The organism is Amycolatopsis sp. NPDC114503, assembly GCF_055633655.1.
In genome coordinates, this window is the sequence record NZ_JBVKDT010000008.1 from 298,783 (window position 1) to 314,930 (window position 16,148).

General features: G+C 68.5%; 13 protein-coding genes. 6 read left to right on the forward strand and 7 right to left on the reverse strand.

Annotation, left to right across the window (positions count from 1 at the left end; all coding sequences use genetic code 11):
* Positions 1-58 precede the first annotated feature (58 nt).
* Positions 59-994, forward strand: coding sequence for an esterase/lipase family protein (locus ACZ7OI_RS32320; protein ID WP_470267869.1), 936 nt, complete (start codon positions 59-61; stop codon positions 992-994).
* A gap of 84 nt (positions 995-1,078) precedes the next feature.
* On the forward strand, positions 1,079-1,501 hold the full coding sequence (locus ACZ7OI_RS32325; RefSeq protein WP_470267870.1) for a hypothetical protein: 423 nt from the start codon (positions 1,079-1,081) through the stop codon (positions 1,499-1,501).
* Here ACZ7OI_RS32325 and ACZ7OI_RS32330 read toward each other — a convergent pair.
* A complete protein-coding gene (locus tag ACZ7OI_RS32330) occupies positions 1,437-3,341 on the reverse strand; it encodes a GTP-binding protein (protein ID WP_470267871.1) in 1,905 nt (634 codons plus the stop codon). The two genes, ACZ7OI_RS32325 and ACZ7OI_RS32330, sit on opposite strands and share 65 nt — an antisense overlap.
* Before the next feature lie 271 nt (positions 3,342-3,612).
* On the opposite strand from ACZ7OI_RS32330, the gene ACZ7OI_RS32335 reads away from it, so the two are divergent.
* Complete coding sequence (locus tag ACZ7OI_RS32335; protein ID WP_470267872.1) at positions 3,613-4,041, forward strand: DoxX family protein; 429 nt, start codon at positions 3,613-3,615, stop codon at positions 4,039-4,041.
* A 43-nt stretch (positions 4,042-4,084) separates the two neighbouring features.
* Here ACZ7OI_RS32335 and ACZ7OI_RS32340 read toward each other — a convergent pair whose 3' ends face one another.
* The 3 genes from ACZ7OI_RS32340 to ACZ7OI_RS32350 form a co-directional block, all read right to left on the reverse strand.
* Complete coding sequence (locus ACZ7OI_RS32340; protein ID WP_470267873.1) at positions 4,085-4,789, reverse strand: TIGR03089 family protein; 705 nt, start codon at positions 4,787-4,789, stop codon at positions 4,085-4,087.
* 21 nt (positions 4,790-4,810) lie between these two features.
* Complete coding sequence (locus tag ACZ7OI_RS32345) at positions 4,811-6,262, reverse strand: LCP family protein (RefSeq protein WP_470267874.1); 1,452 nt, start codon at positions 6,260-6,262, stop codon at positions 4,811-4,813.
* Between the two features lie 64 nt (positions 6,263-6,326).
* Positions 6,327-7,865, reverse strand: a complete 1,539-nt coding sequence (locus tag ACZ7OI_RS32350; protein WP_470267875.1) for an LCP family protein — start codon at positions 7,863-7,865, stop codon at positions 6,327-6,329.
* Positions 7,866-7,981: 116 nt separating this feature from the next.
* Here ACZ7OI_RS32350 and rfbB point away from each other — a divergent pair, with 116 nt between their 5' ends.
* Both rfbB and rfbD read left to right on the forward strand, forming a co-directional pair.
* Positions 7,982-8,974 carry a dTDP-glucose 4,6-dehydratase gene (gene rfbB, locus ACZ7OI_RS32355; protein ID WP_470268055.1) on the forward strand — a complete coding sequence of 331 codons (993 nt, stop codon included), beginning with the start codon at positions 7,982-7,984 and terminating at the stop codon, positions 8,972-8,974.
* A 28-nt stretch (positions 8,975-9,002) separates the two neighbouring features.
* Positions 9,003-9,887, forward strand: coding sequence for a dTDP-4-dehydrorhamnose reductase (gene rfbD, locus ACZ7OI_RS32360; RefSeq protein WP_470267876.1), 885 nt, complete (start codon positions 9,003-9,005; stop codon positions 9,885-9,887).
* A gap of 428 nt (positions 9,888-10,315) precedes the next feature.
* On the opposite strand, the gene ACZ7OI_RS32365 is transcribed toward rfbD, so the two are convergent.
* Genes ACZ7OI_RS32365 through ACZ7OI_RS32375 form a run of 3 tightly spaced genes read right to left on the reverse strand, consistent with a single transcriptional unit; the run spans position 10,316 to position 14,868 of the window.
* On the reverse strand, positions 10,316-11,401 hold the full coding sequence (locus ACZ7OI_RS32365) for a glycosyltransferase family 4 protein (protein WP_470267877.1): 1,086 nt from the start codon (positions 11,399-11,401) through the stop codon (positions 10,316-10,318).
* Entirely contained in the window at positions 11,394-13,907 is a 2,514-nt protein-coding gene (locus tag ACZ7OI_RS32370) for a glycosyltransferase (protein ID WP_470267878.1), read from the reverse strand. The genes ACZ7OI_RS32365 and ACZ7OI_RS32370 overlap by 8 nt, the downstream gene beginning before the upstream one ends.
* A 31-nt stretch (positions 13,908-13,938) precedes the next feature.
* The gene (locus ACZ7OI_RS32375; RefSeq protein WP_470267879.1) at positions 13,939-14,868 is read right to left on the reverse strand and encodes a glycosyltransferase family 2 protein; all 930 of its coding nucleotides are present in this window, start codon (positions 14,866-14,868) and stop codon (positions 13,939-13,941) included.
* Positions 14,869-14,886: 18 nt separating this feature from the next.
* On the opposite strand from ACZ7OI_RS32375, the gene ACZ7OI_RS32380 reads away from it, so the two are divergent.
* On the forward strand, positions 14,887-15,972 hold the full coding sequence (locus tag ACZ7OI_RS32380) for a glycosyltransferase family 4 protein (RefSeq protein WP_470267880.1): 1,086 nt from the start codon (positions 14,887-14,889) through the stop codon (positions 15,970-15,972).
* The last annotated feature ends 176 nt before the right edge of the window (positions 15,973-16,148 follow it).

The following is a 16,148-nucleotide window of genomic DNA, read 5'->3' on the forward strand; positions in this document are numbered from 1 at the left end:
TCCCTTTCTCGTGTTCCGCGTTAACCACTGCGTCGGGTTCACAGAGAGGTGAAACGGTATGGGCGTACGCGCGTTCGGACGGGGCATGGTCCTCCTGGCGGCGACGGTGGTCGCGCTCGGCGGCGGCACCGCGGTGGCATCGGGGGCGACCGGGCAAGAACCGACCGGTCCAGTGCAGCCGAACATCATCGCCGCGGCGATCTACTCGGTCGGGCAGCCGACGATCGCGCCGCCGGGGGCCAACGACTGGAACTGCAAACCTTCCGCCGAGCATCCGAACCCGGTGCTGCTGTCCAATGGCACCACCGCCAACGCGTACGAGAACTGGGCGAATCTGTCCCAGAAGCTCGCCAACGCGGGGTACTGCGTGTTCGCCGGCAACTTCGGCGGGTCGCCGGGGGCGTTCCTGCAGACGGTGGGGCCGGTGGCGGGGACCGCGGGGCAGCTCGCGACCTTCGGGGACAAGATCCTGAAGGCCACCGGGGCCTCGAAGCTTGACGTCGTCGGGCATTCGCAGGGCGGGATGAACCCGCGCTACTGGATCAAATACCTCGGCGGCGCGAGCAAGATCGGCAAGCTGATCGGGCTTTCTCCGTCCAATTACGGCACCAATCTGTTCGGTCTGCTGACCGCGATCCAGGCGATCCCGCCCGCCCGCGACATCGTCGGCATCCCCTGTCCGGCCTGCAACGAACAGTCCACAGGGTCCGCGTTCCTCAAAGATCTCAACGCGGGCGGCGACACCGTCCCTGGCGTCGACTACACAGTCATCCAGACCAGGTATGACGACGTTGTCACGCCCTACACCAACGCCTTCCTCAAGCCCGCGCCCAACGTGAAAAACCTCGTCCTCCAGGACGTCTGCGGGCTCGACTACACCGACCACCTCGGCATCACCTACGACCCGATCGCGCAGCGCGAGGTGCTCAACGCGCTCGACCCGCAGCACGCGAAAAAGCCCAGCTGCGTGTTCGTGCCCCCGGTGATCAGCTGAGATACCCCCGCCCCGGGGTAAAAACGCGAACACTTTCGCCGAGTTGGTTGTGCGGACTCCGGCCGCGATGTCACAGTCGGTGACATGTTCTGGCTGCTCCCCGACACCTGGACGCCGCACGACGAGGCCGAGCTGGTCGCCGGATGGCGGCTCTGGCTCGAGCTGAGCGACCGCGCGTGGCCCACCGCGTCGTGGGACGGCACCCCGTCCGGCGCGGTGGGCCCGTTGCGCGAGCTGCTCGACGCGTGCGACGAAATCGAGAGCGCGTGCCGGGAAACGGCCGAGCCGTCCGCGGAGTTCACGGACCTCGTTCAGCCGCTCGTACTGTGCGCGAGCGCGGTCATCTGCCTGTGGTGGGACGACCACGCCCCGCTCGACTCCACCCGCGCGAAGGCGCTCCACGAGGACCTGCGCCGGTTTTCGGCCCTCGCGGAGCGCGTCCTCACGCTGTTGTCCGCCCACGGCGGCTGGACGGAACTCGACGCGGTCCGCCGCCACCCGGCTTGAGCCGGTATTCCGCGAAGCTGCTCACGAGCGTGCCCTCGCCTTGGGTGAGTGCGGGCAGCGCCTGTTCCAGTTCGTGCGCGGAGGCGGCTGGGAGATGACCGTCCACAGTGCACCGGTCACCGGCGAGCACTGGTTCGTCGGGCACTGCGCGAAGTTCCACTAGCTTGCGCAGAACCGCGCTGACCGAGGAAGCCGGTGCTTCCAATTCGAAAGCGTGGACCGGTTCGTACACCCGCGTTCCGGCCTGACGCAAGGCTTCCTGCAGTACCAACCGGGTCATGCCACGGAAATCTCCGGCGGTGCTGACTGGCGGGTAGAACGCGGTATCGGTGAGGGTGACCACGCAGTCGATCACTTCCCGGCCGTGCAGACCTTCTCGCAGGATCTCGTGCACGGTGTCTTCGACGGCTTTGTGAAACGACAGCGGCAGCGAGCCGAGTTCGACTTCCAACCGGTAGTCGGTGCCGGAACCAGGTGGGCCAGGATCGACGCGAAGTCCGACTGTGGCCCAGAAGAACACTCGCTCATCCGGTGCGGGGTGGCGCACGCGATGTCCGGTCCCATGTAGACGTTCGACCAGCAGCGGGCGCGATTCCTCGAACTCGGCGGCAATTCCGAACTCTTCGGCGAGCGTCGTCCGGATTACTTCCTTCTGCACCTCGCCGTACAAGCGGACGGTGATTTCCTGGTCCTGGCGGCGGATGCTGATCAACGGGTCCTGTTCGGACAGTCGGGTCAGCGCGGTGTACAGGGCGCTGGTTTGGTCTGGATCGACCGGGTACACCAGCGTTTCGAGGCTCGGCGGAGCGAAGAATCGGTTCTGGGAAAGGTCGGCGCTTTCGCCCAATCGGTCGCCGATCCGGATCTCCGGCAAACCCCAGACTCGCGCGACATCCCCGGCCAACGCCTCGCCGGACACCGGGGTCGCGCCGTGTTCGAACACTCGCACTGCGGAGGGGCGGCCGACGCCTTCCGTGCCTAGGCGTCGGAACGGCACCGGTCGGCGTGCTGTCAGCGAGCCGGAAAACATTCGCACATAAGCGATTTTCTCGCCAGAACGGCCGCGTTCGATCTTGAAGACGGTGGCGTCGAGTGGTCCGTCCGCACGTCGTTCGCGGGACGGCAGCAGTTCGTAAATCCCGGCGATGAGGTCAGCGACGCCAGCTCCGGTGACTGCGGAACCGAAGAAGACCGGATACACCGAGGCCGCGGCGACCTGACGCGTCAAAGCTTTTCGGTAATCCATTGAGGACGCCGTACCAGCCACATAGGACTCAAGGAAGACGTCGTCTCCGGCCAGTGCGTCGGCTAAGCGTTCGTCGAAGGGCAACGGCTTCGGGCGGGCGTCGGCGGTGCCGATTCCAGTCACCGTGCTCATCGCGACACAGTGCGGGGAAAGCTTGGTACGCAAGGATTCCAGCAACGTGGCTTCACGAGCGCCGGTGCGGTCGATCTTGTTCACGAACACGAGCGCCGGAATGCCGAGCCGGACGAGCGTGCGCATCAGCACACGGGTCTGGGCTTGCACCCCTTCCACCGCGGACACCACGAGCACCGCGCCGTCGAGCACGCCGACGGCGCGTTCGACCTCCGCGATGAAATCGGGGTGGCCGGGGGTGTCCACGAGGCTGAGCCGGTGGCCGGGCGTGCTGACCGCCACGACGGCGGACTTGATGGTGATGCCGCGCCGGCGTTCGAGTTCGAGCGAATCGGTTTGGGTGTCGCCGTCGTCGACGCGACCGGCGTGGTCGATCACGCCGGTCTCGAACAGCAGACGTTCGGTGAGGCTGGTTTTACCTGCGTCGATGTGCGCCAGGATGCCGATGGTCAGTGCTTTCATGCGTACGGAGGTCCTCAGATACGGGAGACAGGCCGAACTGGGGTCGATCGGACTGTCGGCGCATCGGGGCTCCTCGCAGGTCGAAAACACGTCCGCGAGCAGGCGACACTCACGGATATTCGGACGGTACCGCCGAGCCGCGAGCGGTGTACAGCGAGTTTTCGGTGCCTGTCGGTTTCCTGTCGATCACTGGCTGACACCCCCGCGGCGGTGTTCGGTGCCCTACCGTGGGCCGGGTCAGTTGAATTTTCACCTATCGGGAGCTGTCTCCATGTTGACTCGAGTCAAGGACGTCGCGCTGCTGCTCGGCCGGATCGGCATCGCGGTGGTGTTCTTCGCCCACGGCCTGCAGAAATGGAACAGCGGCGTCGGCGCGACCGCCGACATGTTCAGCCAGATCGGCATCCCGCTGCCGAGCGTCGCCGCGTTCCTCGTGATCGTGCTCGAACTGCTCGGCTCGATCGCGTTCGTCGTCGGCTTTCTGCTGCCGGTGGTCGCCATCGGCTACGCGATCAACATGGCCGGCGCGCTGATCTCGGTGCACGCGGCGCACGGCCTCACCGGCGAGGGCGGCTACGAGCTGGTGCTGGTGCTCGGCCTCACCGCGCTGGCGCTGGGCTTCAACGGCGGACGGCTTTCCCTGGACCACGTGCTGTTCCGGCGTCGCCGCGAGAGCGCGAACGAGCTGCAGACCGCCTGAGAACCGCGGTGAGTGCTGGCCCGGTTTTAGTCGCCGCCAGCACTCACGCGGTCAGGTCGGCGGTGGTGCGTTCGGCCTCGCGGCGGGCGGCCAGTTTCGCCGGGTCGGCGTTCGTCACCTGGACCAGGTGCGCGCCGGCGGCGAGCGGGACGAGCAGGCCGTCGAGTACGCCGTCCGGCACCGTCCAGTCCATCGTGGACAAAACTCGGTCTGCCGCGGTCAGGCCGAGTTTTGCCGCGCGGGCAGTGGCTTCCGCCCACACTTCGTCCACAGTGGAGGAAACGAGCGCCGGGGTGTCGCCGGGAGTCGGCTGCATCGGGAAGAACTGGTCGCCGGACATCCGGGCCTCGTTGAGGTAGTCGAGCGCTCCGCCGGACGGCGGGGCCGACAGGCCGCGGCCCATCGGGTCGAGCGACACCACCGCGACGGCCGGGGCGTCGATCTCCTCGTCCGGGCTGGTGAACACGACCCGTGCGCCGTCCGGCTCCGCGACCACGCGGGCCCCGCACCACCACGCGCCGAGCAGCACGCCCGCGGTCTGCCAGTGCGCGGGCAGCCGCACCGCGACGGCGTCGCCCTGCTCCACGTCGAACTCGTCGACCAGCCAGTTCGCCGTTTTCGCGGCCCAGTTCTGCATCGTCGCCACGGACAGCTCGACCCGGCTGCCGAGCCGGTCGTCGTAGTGTGTGACCAGCGGTTTCGCCGGCGAGGCCAGAAGCGGGCGCAGCAGCTGCTCGGTGAGGCTCATGTCTTCAGGCTAGCCGCGGCGTCAGTCGACGCAGGGCACGCCCGGGATTCCGGAGTCCAGGCCCTGAGGTGCCGCTCCGGCCGCCGCGCCGCCGCCTCCGGAGCTGGTGCGCCCGGCCAGGCCCGCGACGAACTTCTGCACCGTGGCCGGGTCGACCTCGACGATGCTCTGCCCGTCCTCGCTGCGCCCGTTCGTGGTGATCACCGGGATCGTCGCGAAGGTCAGGTCGCCGGACGCGAGGCCCTTCACCTGCTGGGCGAACTCGAGCACGTCGAGGTTGTCGTCGAGCACGATCGACCGGTGCACGGCGTCCATCAGGCTGTTCAGCATGCTCGGGTTGGTGAGCGTGCCCGCCGACAACACCTTGTGCACCGCGGAGGACAGGAACGCCTGCTGCCGCTTGATCCGGTCCAGGTCGCCGTTCGGCAGGTTCTTGCGCTGGCGCACGAAAGACAGCGCCGCACCGCCGGTCACGGTCTGCACGCCGCGGCGGAAGTCCGCGCCGGAGTCCTTGTCGGACGTCGCGTGGTTGAGGCACACCTGCACGCCGCCGACGGCCTCGGTCAGCAAATAGAAGCCGAGCAGGTTGACCTCGGCGTAGTGGTCGATGCGGACCTGGGTGAGGTCCTGCACGGTCTGGACCAATGCGCGCCGGCCGGCCCCGTCCGAATCGCGCGCGATCTTCGCCTGGTCGTGCTCGCCCTGCGCGCGTTCCTCCTCCGCCGCGTGCGCCTTGGCGACGCCGTACGCGGAGTTGATCTTCGCCTTGCCGCGGCCGGGCACGTCGACCCAGGTGTCGCGCGGGATCGACATCGCGGACGCTTTGCCGCCGTTCTTCGGGATCCGCACCAGGATGATGGTGTCGGTGTTGATGCCGGACGTTCCCTCGGTGCGCAACGACTTCAGCATGCTCAACGGCAGCAGGTTGCCCTGCTGGTCGGTGCGCGCGTCGCTGCCGACGAGCAGGATGTCCGTGCCGCCGTCGTCGGCGGGCGGCGCTGGCGGTTCGCCCGCGCGCGGCGTGAGGACGTCGGTGGTCGCGACGTTGTCCTGCAGCTTGTCCTTGGTGACGTACGCGTAGCCGGTCGCGCCCAGTGCGAGCAGGGAGACCAGGCCGATCGCGACGCGGCGGGTGATCCGGGTGGCCCGGCCCGTGCGGCGTCGCGGTTCCGGTGCCGGGTTCGACGGCTGGGGAAGTTCGACGCGTGGGTGTGGGGAGGGCTTCCACTCGGAAGCGGCCTCCTCGGCGGGGGTGCCCACGGAGCTGGCGGCAGCCTCTGCGCTGGCGGCGCCCTCGGTAACCGGCTCGGCTTCCTCAGCCGCGGTCTCCCCGGTCGTCTCTTCGGCGACCGGCTCAGCGGCGGCGTGCTTCGGCTCCGTCATTCCGTCGGATCCGCGGTCCGAGGCGTCGGAAACCGCCGGACTGTCGGCGGAATCCGCCGTCCGGTCCGGTTTATCCTGGTTTTCACTCACCCCGGTTACCTCCCCGCTCACCAGCGTACGGCCTGCGGTGCGCCGCCACGCTGGGTGCTCGACTCTAGTTGACGCAGGGGACATCGCCCGCCGTGATCAGCGGTGCGGGTGAGTTCGAAGGTCCGGAAGAAGGCGGCGCGGACGGCGAGGACGAGGGCGGTGCCGCGGGAGGGGCCGACGAGGTCGTGGCTGATGCGTTCGCGGTGTCCCGGGAGTCCTTGCCGAGGATCACCCGGACGTGTCCGGCGGCGACGTCGGCGTCCGGCTCGGCCTGTGCGTTGGTGCCGAGAGTCTGGCGGACCAGGTCGGCGGACGCCTCGTCCGACGGGTGGTAGCGCAGCACGGTGGTCGCGCGGGTGGACAGCTTCGTGCTCGTGCCGAGCTGGAAACCCTTGCCCTGCAACAGGCTCTGCATCTGTTCGGCGGCACCGGAGCCGGAACCGTCGAACAACTCGACGGTGACCTTGTCGGCTCCGGGCAGCGGCGCGTTGCTGGGCTCCGGCGCGCTGCCGTCGGAGGTCAGCCGGTTGATCTCGGCGCGGACCTTCGCCTGGTCGACGCGCAGCACGTCCGCGCCGCCCATCACCGCGTTGCCCTCGGTGGGGATGGTGTGGAATTCGACGTTGCCGCCGGTCAGGCCGCGCATCTGCTCGACGAACTCCGACAGGTCCCAGCCCGCGGACAGCACCACGGACTTCTTCACCGCCTCGATGAGCTGCGCGATCCGCACCGGGTTGGCGAGCACGTCGGACGAGAGCACCTTGCTCGCCAGCCCGGACAGGAACGCCTGCTGGCGCCCGATCCGGTCGAGGTCGCCGTTCTGCAGGCCGTAGCGCTGCCGGACGAACGCGAGCGCCTGCACGCCCTCGATGGTCTGCTTCCCTGCGGGCAGGTCGACGCCCGACTTCTTTTCCTTCACCGGGTTCTTGAGGCACACCTGCACGCCGCCGATAGCCTTCGTGACCTCGTAGAAACTGGCCAGGTTGACCTCGGCGTAGCGGTCGATCATGCCCGGTTTGCCGATGAACTTCTCGAGCGTGGCGACGAGGTTCTTGCGTCCGGCGAGCTTGGCCTTCTCGTCGACGTCCTTGAGGTCGGCGTTGCCCTTGGCCTGCAGCGTTTTGGCGGTGTCGTTGTAGGCGTAGACGTACGCGCTGTTGAGCTTGTGCTTGCCGAAGCCGCCGGTGATCTCGACGTAGGAGTCGCGCGGGAAGGAAATGGCGATCGCGTGCTCCCCGTTCTGCGGGATGTGCACGAGAATCATCGTGTCGGTCTGCTTCTCGCCGTCGGACTCTCCGGCGTGCAGCATGTCGAGCACCTCGCGCGGCAGCGGGTTGCCTTGCGCGTCGGTGCGGCTGTCCTGGCCGACCAGGAGGATGTCGATCGCGCCGTCGAGCGGTTTCGCGTGCGGTTGCTGTTCGCCGAAGATCGCCGTGGTGGAGAAACCGGACTGCGGGTCGCCGATGAACTGCCAGCCGTACCAGGTCAGCGCCAGCACGACCACGGACACGACGGACAGCAGGATCTTCCCGCTCCGCCGCAGCACGACGACCACGCCGCGACCGCGGTGCACCGGCAGCGGTGTCCCCGGCCATTCGGCCACTGTTCCTCCCCAGGATGCGCGCGCGTTTCGCGCTCAGTCGAACTCTACCGACCCTCGAGTGAGCCACCCGTAGGCTGGTGGAGAGAATGCCCGGTCGGGCGGAAGGGTGGATGAGGATGCGGGTCCTGGTCACCGGCGGTGCCGGGTTCATCGGTTCGCACTACGTGCGGCAAGTGCTGTCGGGGGCGTATCCGACGCTGGCCGACGCCGAGGTCGTGGTGCTCGACAAGCTCACCTACGCGGGCAGCGAGGCGAACCTCGCCCCGGTCGCGGACAGCCCGCGGCTGCGCTTCGTGCGCGGCGACATCTGCGACACCGCACAGGTCACCGAGCTGATGCGCGGCGTCGACCTGGTCGTCCACTTCGCCGCGGAGTCCCATGTGGACCGCTCGATCCTCGGTTCGGCGGACTTCGTGCTCACCAACGTGCTCGGGACCCAGACGTTGCTGCAGGCCGCGCTCGAGGCGCAGGTCGGGAAGTTCGTGCACGTCTCGACGGACGAGGTGTACGGGTCCATCCAGGACGGTTCGTGGTCGGAAGACCACGTGCTGGAGCCGAATTCGCCGTACTCGGCCTCGAAGGCTTCGTCGGATCTGATCGCGCGCTCGTACTTCCGCACGCACGGTTTCCCCGTGTGCGTCACGCGGTGCTCGAACAACTACGGCCCGTACCAGTTCCCGGAAAAGGTCATCCCGCTCTTCGCGACGAACCTGCTGGACGGCAAGAAGGTCCCGCTGTACGGCGATGGTCTGAACATCCGCGACTGGCTGCACGTGGACGACCACTGCCACGGAATCCAGCTGGTCGCCGACGGCGGCCGTCCCGGCGAGATCTACAACATCGGCGGCGGGACCGAGCTGACCAACCGGGAACTGACCGAACGCCTGCTCGCGGCGACCGGCGTCGGCTGGGAAATGGTCGAGCCGGTGGCCGACCGCAAGGGCCACGACCGGCGGTACTCGGTCGACATCGCGAAGATCAGCGCCGAACTCGGTTACGCTCCGCGGGTGTCGTTCGAGGACGGTCTGGCGGAGACGGTGCGCTGGTACGCCGGCAACCGGTCGTGGTGGGAGCCGCTGAAGGCCCGCGCCGCGCTCGGCACGTCCTGAAACCCTTGTCGTAGTAGGAGGTACGCCGGTGCGGCTGGCAGTGCTCGTGCCCGGCGGTTCTGGCCAGCTAGGCCGGGACCTGGTGAATTCCGCGGGTCCGGAAACGGAAGTGATCGCGCCTTCGTCGGCGGAGCTGGATGTCACAGCGACCGGACAGGTGATCGCGGCGGTCGGGGACCTGGCGGAGCGAGCAGCGGCTGCCGATGCGGTGCCGGTAGTGATCAACGCGGCGGCTTATACGGCGGTGGACGCCGCGGAGTCGGATGAGGCCAGGGCGTTCGCGGTGAATGTGGACGGGCCCCGGGTGCTGGCTGCGGCTTGCACCTCCCGGCGCGTGCCGTTGATTCACGTCTCGACGGATTATGTCTTTCCGGGGGATGGGGATCGGCCTTACGAGGTGGACGATGCGCTGGGACCCAAGAACGCTTATGGGCGGACTAAGGCCGCGGGCGAGGATGCGGTTCTCGGGTCTGGAGCTTCGGCGTGGGTGGTGCGAACCGGTTGGGTCTATGGGAAGGCCGGAGCCAATTTCGTAGAGACGATCCGAAGGCTGGAATCTGAGCGGGACCAGTTGTCGGTGGTGGACGACCAGGTAGGAGCACCTACCTGGTCGGCTGATTTGGCCAGCGGCCTGTGGGAGCTGGCCGGGTTGATTGCCGCCGGACAGGGACCGAAGGGGAAGATCCTGCACTGCACCGGCGCAGGAAAGACTTCCTGGTACGGCTTCGCCCAAGCCATCTTCGAGGAAATCGGCGCAGACCCCAGCAGAGTCAAGCCCTGCACAACCGAAGAATTCCCCCGCCCAGCCGGCCGCCCCGCCTATTCCTTGCTCTCCAACGCCTCATGGCAAGCCGCAGGACTAACTCCCCTAAGGGATTGGCGCGCGGCTTTAAACGCATACATCCACGCCTAAAAAGAGAAAGCCCCAGCCCCCTCCCCGCACCCCGATACGAAGCCTCCCTGCGGTCTGTGGGTGCTTGTCAAGGCATCTTTCCCGCCTTGACAAGCACCCACAGACCGTCAGCACAATTCCGGCTTCGGGGTGCCTTTCTCCGGGCTTCTTTCCCGGCTTCGCCGGTTCTTTCCCCGGCTTCGCCGGCCCCGGCGAAGCCGGGAAAACCCCGGCGAAGCCGGAAAAACCCCGGCGAAGCCGGAAAAAGCAGTAAGTGGCCCCCCACCCCGATCCATTAATTGTCACTACGGTCTGAGGTGCTTGTCAAGGCGGGAAAGAGTACCTTGACAAGCACCTCAGACCGCGTGGGAGGCGGGGATCGGGGTTGCGGGAGGGGGGTGGGTGTTGCCCGTTTATGTGTTTGGCTGCCGGTTTTTTATGCTGCCGAGTTACGCTTCTGTTGCCTGGCGATATGCATCTAGTGTTCGTAGTGCGGTGTTGTGCCAGGTGAAGCTTGCTGCGTGGGTTCTGCGGGCGGTGGAGGTTGCTAGGCCGTGGGGGTCGGTTACGGCTTGGCGTAGGGCTTCTGCCAGGCCGTCTACGTCGTCGTAGGGGACTAGGGTGGCGCAGTCTCCTGCTACTTCGCGTAGGGCGGGGATGTCCGTGCAGACGACTGGGACATCTGAGGCCATTGCTTCCAGGACTGGCAGGCCGAAGCCTTCGTCTCGTGACGGGAGCACGAGGGCTGCGGCGCCGGCCACTACGGTCCGTAGGTCTACATCGGACAGGTAGCCGGTTTGTCCTGACCTTGGCAGCCTGGGGAATGGTCCGGGGCCTGCGAAAACCAAGGGTGGCAGGTCTGGTGCGGCGGCGTGGGCCGCTGCTAGCCAGTCCAAGCCCTTGCGGGGTCCGGCGGCGCCGGCGAACAGCAGGTACTTGTCCGGCAGGCGCAGTTTTGCCCGTACTCCGTCATCTGGCGGTCGGGCGGTGAACCAGGCCGGATTCACGCCCAGCGGGGTGGCGATGATCTTCGATCGATCGACGTCCAGCTTCTCGGCGACAGCATCCGCGACGGCTTCGGTGGGCGTGCAGACGACATTTGCTCGGTGCGCGCCGCGCCGGACCAGTTCGGGCAGGGTTCGGTCGGAGTGGGCCAGTTCCTGTGGGGCGTCGATGAAGGCAAGGTCGTGGATGGTCAGCACTCCGGCGGCGCGGAGGCGGCCGGGGAGGACGAAGTTCGTGCCGTGTACGACATCCGTGGGGCCGGCGAACAGTTCTACCGGCGGCATCTGGGTGTGCAGCCAGGTCGCCCGCAAGAGTCGGGCGGAGACCGGCATTCCTCGGGCCTGAACCCCATGCGGCAGCACATGTCGTAGTTTTCGCCAGCCCCGCAAGGTGAACGCGACCGCGCGAAGGTCCACTTCGGACATCGAAGCCAGCTCTTCGCTCAACGCGGCCGTGTACCGGCCGATCCCCGTCCGGGAACCGAGCAGAGGGGTGCCGTCCAGCAGGACGCGCAGCGGACGATCAGCCACGGCGCAACCGTTCCCGCGCCACCTTCGTGACCCGTCCCGCTGCTCGCCTCGCCAATTCGCCCGGGCCGCCGGCGGCGAGGTATTCCCGTACCAGAGCCAAATCGCGCCGTACCAGTGCGGAGCCGCGTACCGGGTCGCTGACCGTCAGGTCCGCGCCGCCGGGCAGCCGGTCCGCGGCGGGGCGCGGGTTGCGGCAGAATTCGACCAGCGGTTTCAGTGCCTCCGGCCAGGCGTATCGCTGCGCGACCACCCGGATTCGTTCGACGCAGGCGTCGGCGAATTCCCGGTCGTACAAGGACTTCTCCAGCGCGTCTGCCAGTGCGGCGGCGTTTTCCGCGGGGACCACGACGCCGAGGTTTTCCGCGCGGACGAGGTCGGCGAAGGCGTCGCCGTCTGTCGTCACGATCGGCAAACCGGCCCACAGGTAATCCAGGACCCGGGTGCGGAAAGCGAAAGTGGTCTCGACGTGTTCGTAATGCGTCGTGACACCGCAATCGGCGTCGAGAAGCCAGTTCTGGCGGTCCGAGTACGGAACCCACTGTTCGTTGAAGAAGACGTTCTTGTCCGTGAGGCCCAGAGAATCCGCGAGCCGCACCGTCCTGGCGCCGATGTCCATTTCGGCGACCTCGGGGTTCGGGTGCTTCATGCCGAGGAACACGAGACGGGCGTCGTCGCGGCGGTGGCGCAGCAGGTCGAAGGCGCGGATCAGGGTCAGCGGGTCGAACCAGCTGTAGACGCCGCCCGCCCACAGGACGACGCGGTCCGATTCGCCGATGCCGAGAGCGGAACGCAGGCCGGGGCCGGTGCGCGTCGGGGCTTGGGGGGAGAGACCGAAGGGGACGACGGCGAGCAGCGACTGGGTGGTCGGGTCCGCGTCGTAGAGCCGCGGGGACAGGCGGCCGAGTGCGGCCAGGTGGCCCAGCCAGAAGTGTCGCTGGCGTTCTGAGGCGCAGAGGAAGAAATCGGCGCGTTCGAGCTGGGCGTCCAGGACTCGGGTGACGCCGGCCAGGTCGAGCGCACGCTGGTCGTCGGGGGCGTCCTTGCCCTGTTCCAACAGCTCGAGGTGCATCGGGTCGTAGACATCCGCGACCACAATTTTGTTCTCGTGCTGCTTCTTCAGCGACGGCGCCAGTTCCAGCACGTGGCCCTGCAGGATCACGACGTCCGCCCATTCGATGGGACCGTCGAGATCGCGGTGCTTGCCCGAGCTGACCTGGAAGGCCGCGGGCGGCGGCGAGACCAGCGGGTTGGTGGTCATGAGGTGCACGTCGTGCTCGGCGGACAGCGTCGAGGCGATGTTCCACGCCCGGATCGCCGGTCCGGCCATCCGCTCGGTGATCGAATCCCCGGTCAGGACGAGGATCTTGCGCCGCTGTCCGAAAACGTCCTTGATGCCGAACGCTTCGACCAGAATCTCGTGCGCGCGCAGGTAGTCCGGCAGCGGGTAGGCGGGCTCAAGTGCCTTGCGCAGCAACGGAAGCAGGTCGGCGTCAGTGCGGACGCGGGCGGCTTGCTCGATCGCCCGGGACTCGGCCAGCGAGGGCATCATCTCGACGAATCGGTCCACCGCCAGGACTCCGGCGAGGGTGGTGCGCGGGACCGCGACGGCGGAGGTGTCGACGGGGCCGACGCCCTTCTCCAGGTTCAGCTGCTCCGGATCGATGCCCCCGCGCGCGGTCGCGCGGCGGACGGCCAGCGCGAGTGCTGCGGGCAGGGCGCGGGCCAGGGATTCGTCGGAGAGGTTTTTGTACAGCGCGGCCAGTGCGTTGCGTTCCAGCAGGAAGGTCTCGCGGCCGGTGTCCGGTGCGTCGACGGCGGACATGGTGCCGTGGTGGCGGTGGTAGGTGAGCGATTCCGGCACGTAGCGGACGCGCCAGCCGCGCAGGTTGAGCCGCCAGCCGAGGTCGACGTCCTCGTAGAACATGAAGAAGCGCTCGTCGAAACCGCCGAGTTCGGCGAATACCGAGGCGCGCACGAACAGCGCCGAGCCGGTGCCGAAGAGGACGTCCTTGGCGACGTCGTGCTCGGCCTCGGGCACATCGGCGAGCGGGCTGCCGGCGTGGCGTTTGTAGCCCATGCCGAACCAGGTCAGACCCGCGTCCACGAAGTCCGTGCCGGTGCCCTCCCAGTCGACGACCTTGCTCGCCACCGCGGCGACGGTCGGCTGCGCGCGCAGTTCGGCGACGGCCGCGGAGACCCACGCCGGAGCGGGGCGCGCGTCGTTGTTGAGGAAGCCGAGGACGGTGCCGTTCGCGTGCTGCGCGCCGAGGTTGCAGCCGCCGGCGAATCCGGTGTTGACCGGCGATTCGATGAGCTGAACGTCCGGCACTGCGGCGCGGATCCGGGCCGCGTCGTCGCCGCCGGAAGCGTTGTCGACGCAGATCAGCTCGACATTCGCGTAGTCCAGGTCGGCTCGCAGCGCCCGCAGGCAGGTGATGGTGTCGTCGGCGCCGCGGTAGTTCACCACGATCACCGAGACGAGCGGTTGCGGGTCCCCCACTGCCAAGACGAGCTCCTCCGTCGAATTTCCGCCCAGCTTAAAGGCCAGCCCAGGCTTCCCAGATCGCGCCTCGGCCCAGCGCCGAGATCCGGCTTACGCGACCGCGCTCCCGCAGCGTGCGGGGGAGCCGGAGAACGATCTCCGCCAGTACGCGCAACCGTAGTGCCGGGTCGAAGTTCGCCGCGTCCGGACGGTGTCGGCGCAGCGGTAGCAAAGCGGTGATCGCGGCGAAGCGGGCCAGTTCGCGGAATGCGACTTTCGCAGGTGCGCAGCGCAGCAACATGAGCAAACGATTGCGTTCGTTCCAGCGGTGAAATTGAGGTGACCCGGGCTTCGTGCTGGCTCCGTGCAGGTGCTGGACGCGTGCCTTCGGCGCGGCGGCGACGTGCCAGCCGGCCAGTCGAAGCCGCCACGCGGTGTCGGTGTCCTCGTAGTAACAGAAGAAGCTCGCCGGGACGCCGCCGACCGCGCGGACGGCCTCGGTGCGCAGCAGCGCGGCGCCGCCGCAGAAGCCGAAGACCTCGTCGCTGGGTTCGGTGAGGTCAGCGCCGTGGCCGTCGGCGGTGAGCCGGACGCCGGTGGACTGGGTGCTGCCGTCGGGCAGTTCGAGCCGGGACGTCACGGCGGCGGCGAGCGGCTGGCTGTCGAGGGTGTCTTCGAGGACCGCGAGCCAATCCGGTTCGGGAGCTGCGTCGTCGTTGAGCCAAGCGACGCGCGGGGTCTCGATGCGGTCGAGAGCGTGGGCCATCGCGCCGGCGTATCCGATGTTCCGGCGGAGCCGGAGGACCTCCGGACGGCTTGGGTGCGCGGCCAGAATCGTTGCGGTGCCGTCGGTTGAGGCGTTGTCGACCACGAGTGTCCGATGTGGACTGTCCTGGGCGGCGAGCGCGTCGAGGCACGCGGCGAGGTGGTCTGCCCCACGCCAGGTCACCACGACGACGGTGGTGCCGGATTCCTCGCTGGTCACCTGGGAGAGAATAGCGGCGTGCCCGAACTGGTCGTGATCGCCGAGCAACTGCTCGCCCCCGTTCCGGGTGGCACCGGCCGGTACACCGCCGAACTGCTGCCCGCGCTCGCCCGCACCGCGCCGCCCGGCTGGACCGTGTCCAGCGTGGTCGCGCGGCACGCGGACGTCTCCGCGGCGCGGATCGAGGGCGTCGACGGGCCTCGCGTGCTGCCGCTGCCGCCGAGGGCGCTGGTCGCGCTGTGGCAGCTGGGCCTGCGCTGGTGGCCGGGCGGTGACGCGGTGCACGCGCCGACCCCGTTCGCGCCGCCCCGGGCCCCAGCTGGGCGAACGCTGACCGTCACGGTGCATGACACCGTGCCGTGGACGCATCCGGAGACCCTGACCGCACGCGGAGTCAGCTGGCACCGGTCGATGATCGCGCGGGCCGCGCGGCGGTCGTCCGGGCTGATCGTGCCGACCCGGGCGGTCGCCGACGAGTTGGCGGTGCTGCTCGATGTGGACGTTCCGGTGCGGGTCGTGCCGCACGGGGTGACCGTGCCGGAGGGGTCTGCTCAGCTTGACCTGCCGTCGCGGTACGTGCTGGCGGTCGGCACGATCGAACCGCGCAAGGGCATGGACGTGCTGGTCGACGCGGTGGCGCAGCTCGACGGCACGGACGAGGTCGGCGACGTCGGCCTCGTGCTCGCCGGCCAGCCCGGCTGGGGCGGGATCGACCCGGTGCGGCTGGCGGCCGACCGCGGCCTGAAATCGGTGCGGGTGCTGGGGAAGGTGACCGACGCGCAGCTCGCGACGGCGATGCGCGGCGCGAGCGTGCTGGCGATGCCGAGCCTCGCCGAGGGCTTCGGGCTGCCGCTGCTGGAAGCGATGGCGATCGGGGTGCCGGTGGTGCACACGGACGTCCCGGCGCTGGTGGAGGTGTCCGGAGGGGCGGGGCTGGTGGTGCCGCGCGGGGACGCGGACGCGCTGGCGCGGGCGCTGAAAGAGGTGCTGCTGTCGCCGGACAAGGCGGCGGAGATGTCGAAGCTGGGCCGGGAACGGGCGCGGACGTTCACGTGGCGGGCCGCGGCGGAGGCGGTGTGGGCGGCGCATCGGCGGGCGAGCTGATCGGGTTCAGGTTGTGCTCGGAGTGCCGGTGGCGTGGGGCGACGGGTCGCGGTGCGAAGCTGGGCTGCGGCTGAGGCGGTGTGCCGGGCATTGGCGGTCGGGCTGACTGGGTTGAGGCTGTGTTCGGAGTGCCGGTGGCGTGAGGTGACGGGCCGCGGCGCGAAGCTGGGCTGCGG

Bases quoted from the DNA above. Each gene is read 5' to 3' on its own strand.
- ACZ7OI_RS32320 (WP_470267869.1), top strand. From the start codon at position 59: ATGGGCGTACGCGCGTTCGGACGGGGCATGGTCCTCCTGGCGGCGACG.
- ACZ7OI_RS32325 (WP_470267870.1), top strand. From the start codon at position 1,079: ATGTTCTGGCTGCTCCCCGACACCTGGACGCCGCACGACGAGGCCGAG.
- ACZ7OI_RS32330 (WP_470267871.1), bottom strand. From the start codon at position 3,341: ATGAAAGCACTGACCATCGGCATCCTGGCGCACATCGACGCAGGTAAA.
- ACZ7OI_RS32335 (WP_470267872.1), top strand. From the start codon at position 3,613: ATGTTGACTCGAGTCAAGGACGTCGCGCTGCTGCTCGGCCGGATCGGC.
- ACZ7OI_RS32340 (WP_470267873.1), bottom strand. From the start codon at position 4,789: ATGAGCCTCACCGAGCAGCTGCTGCGCCCGCTTCTGGCCTCGCCGGCG.
- rfbB (WP_470268055.1), top strand. From the start codon at position 7,982: ATGCGGGTCCTGGTCACCGGCGGTGCCGGGTTCATCGGTTCGCACTAC.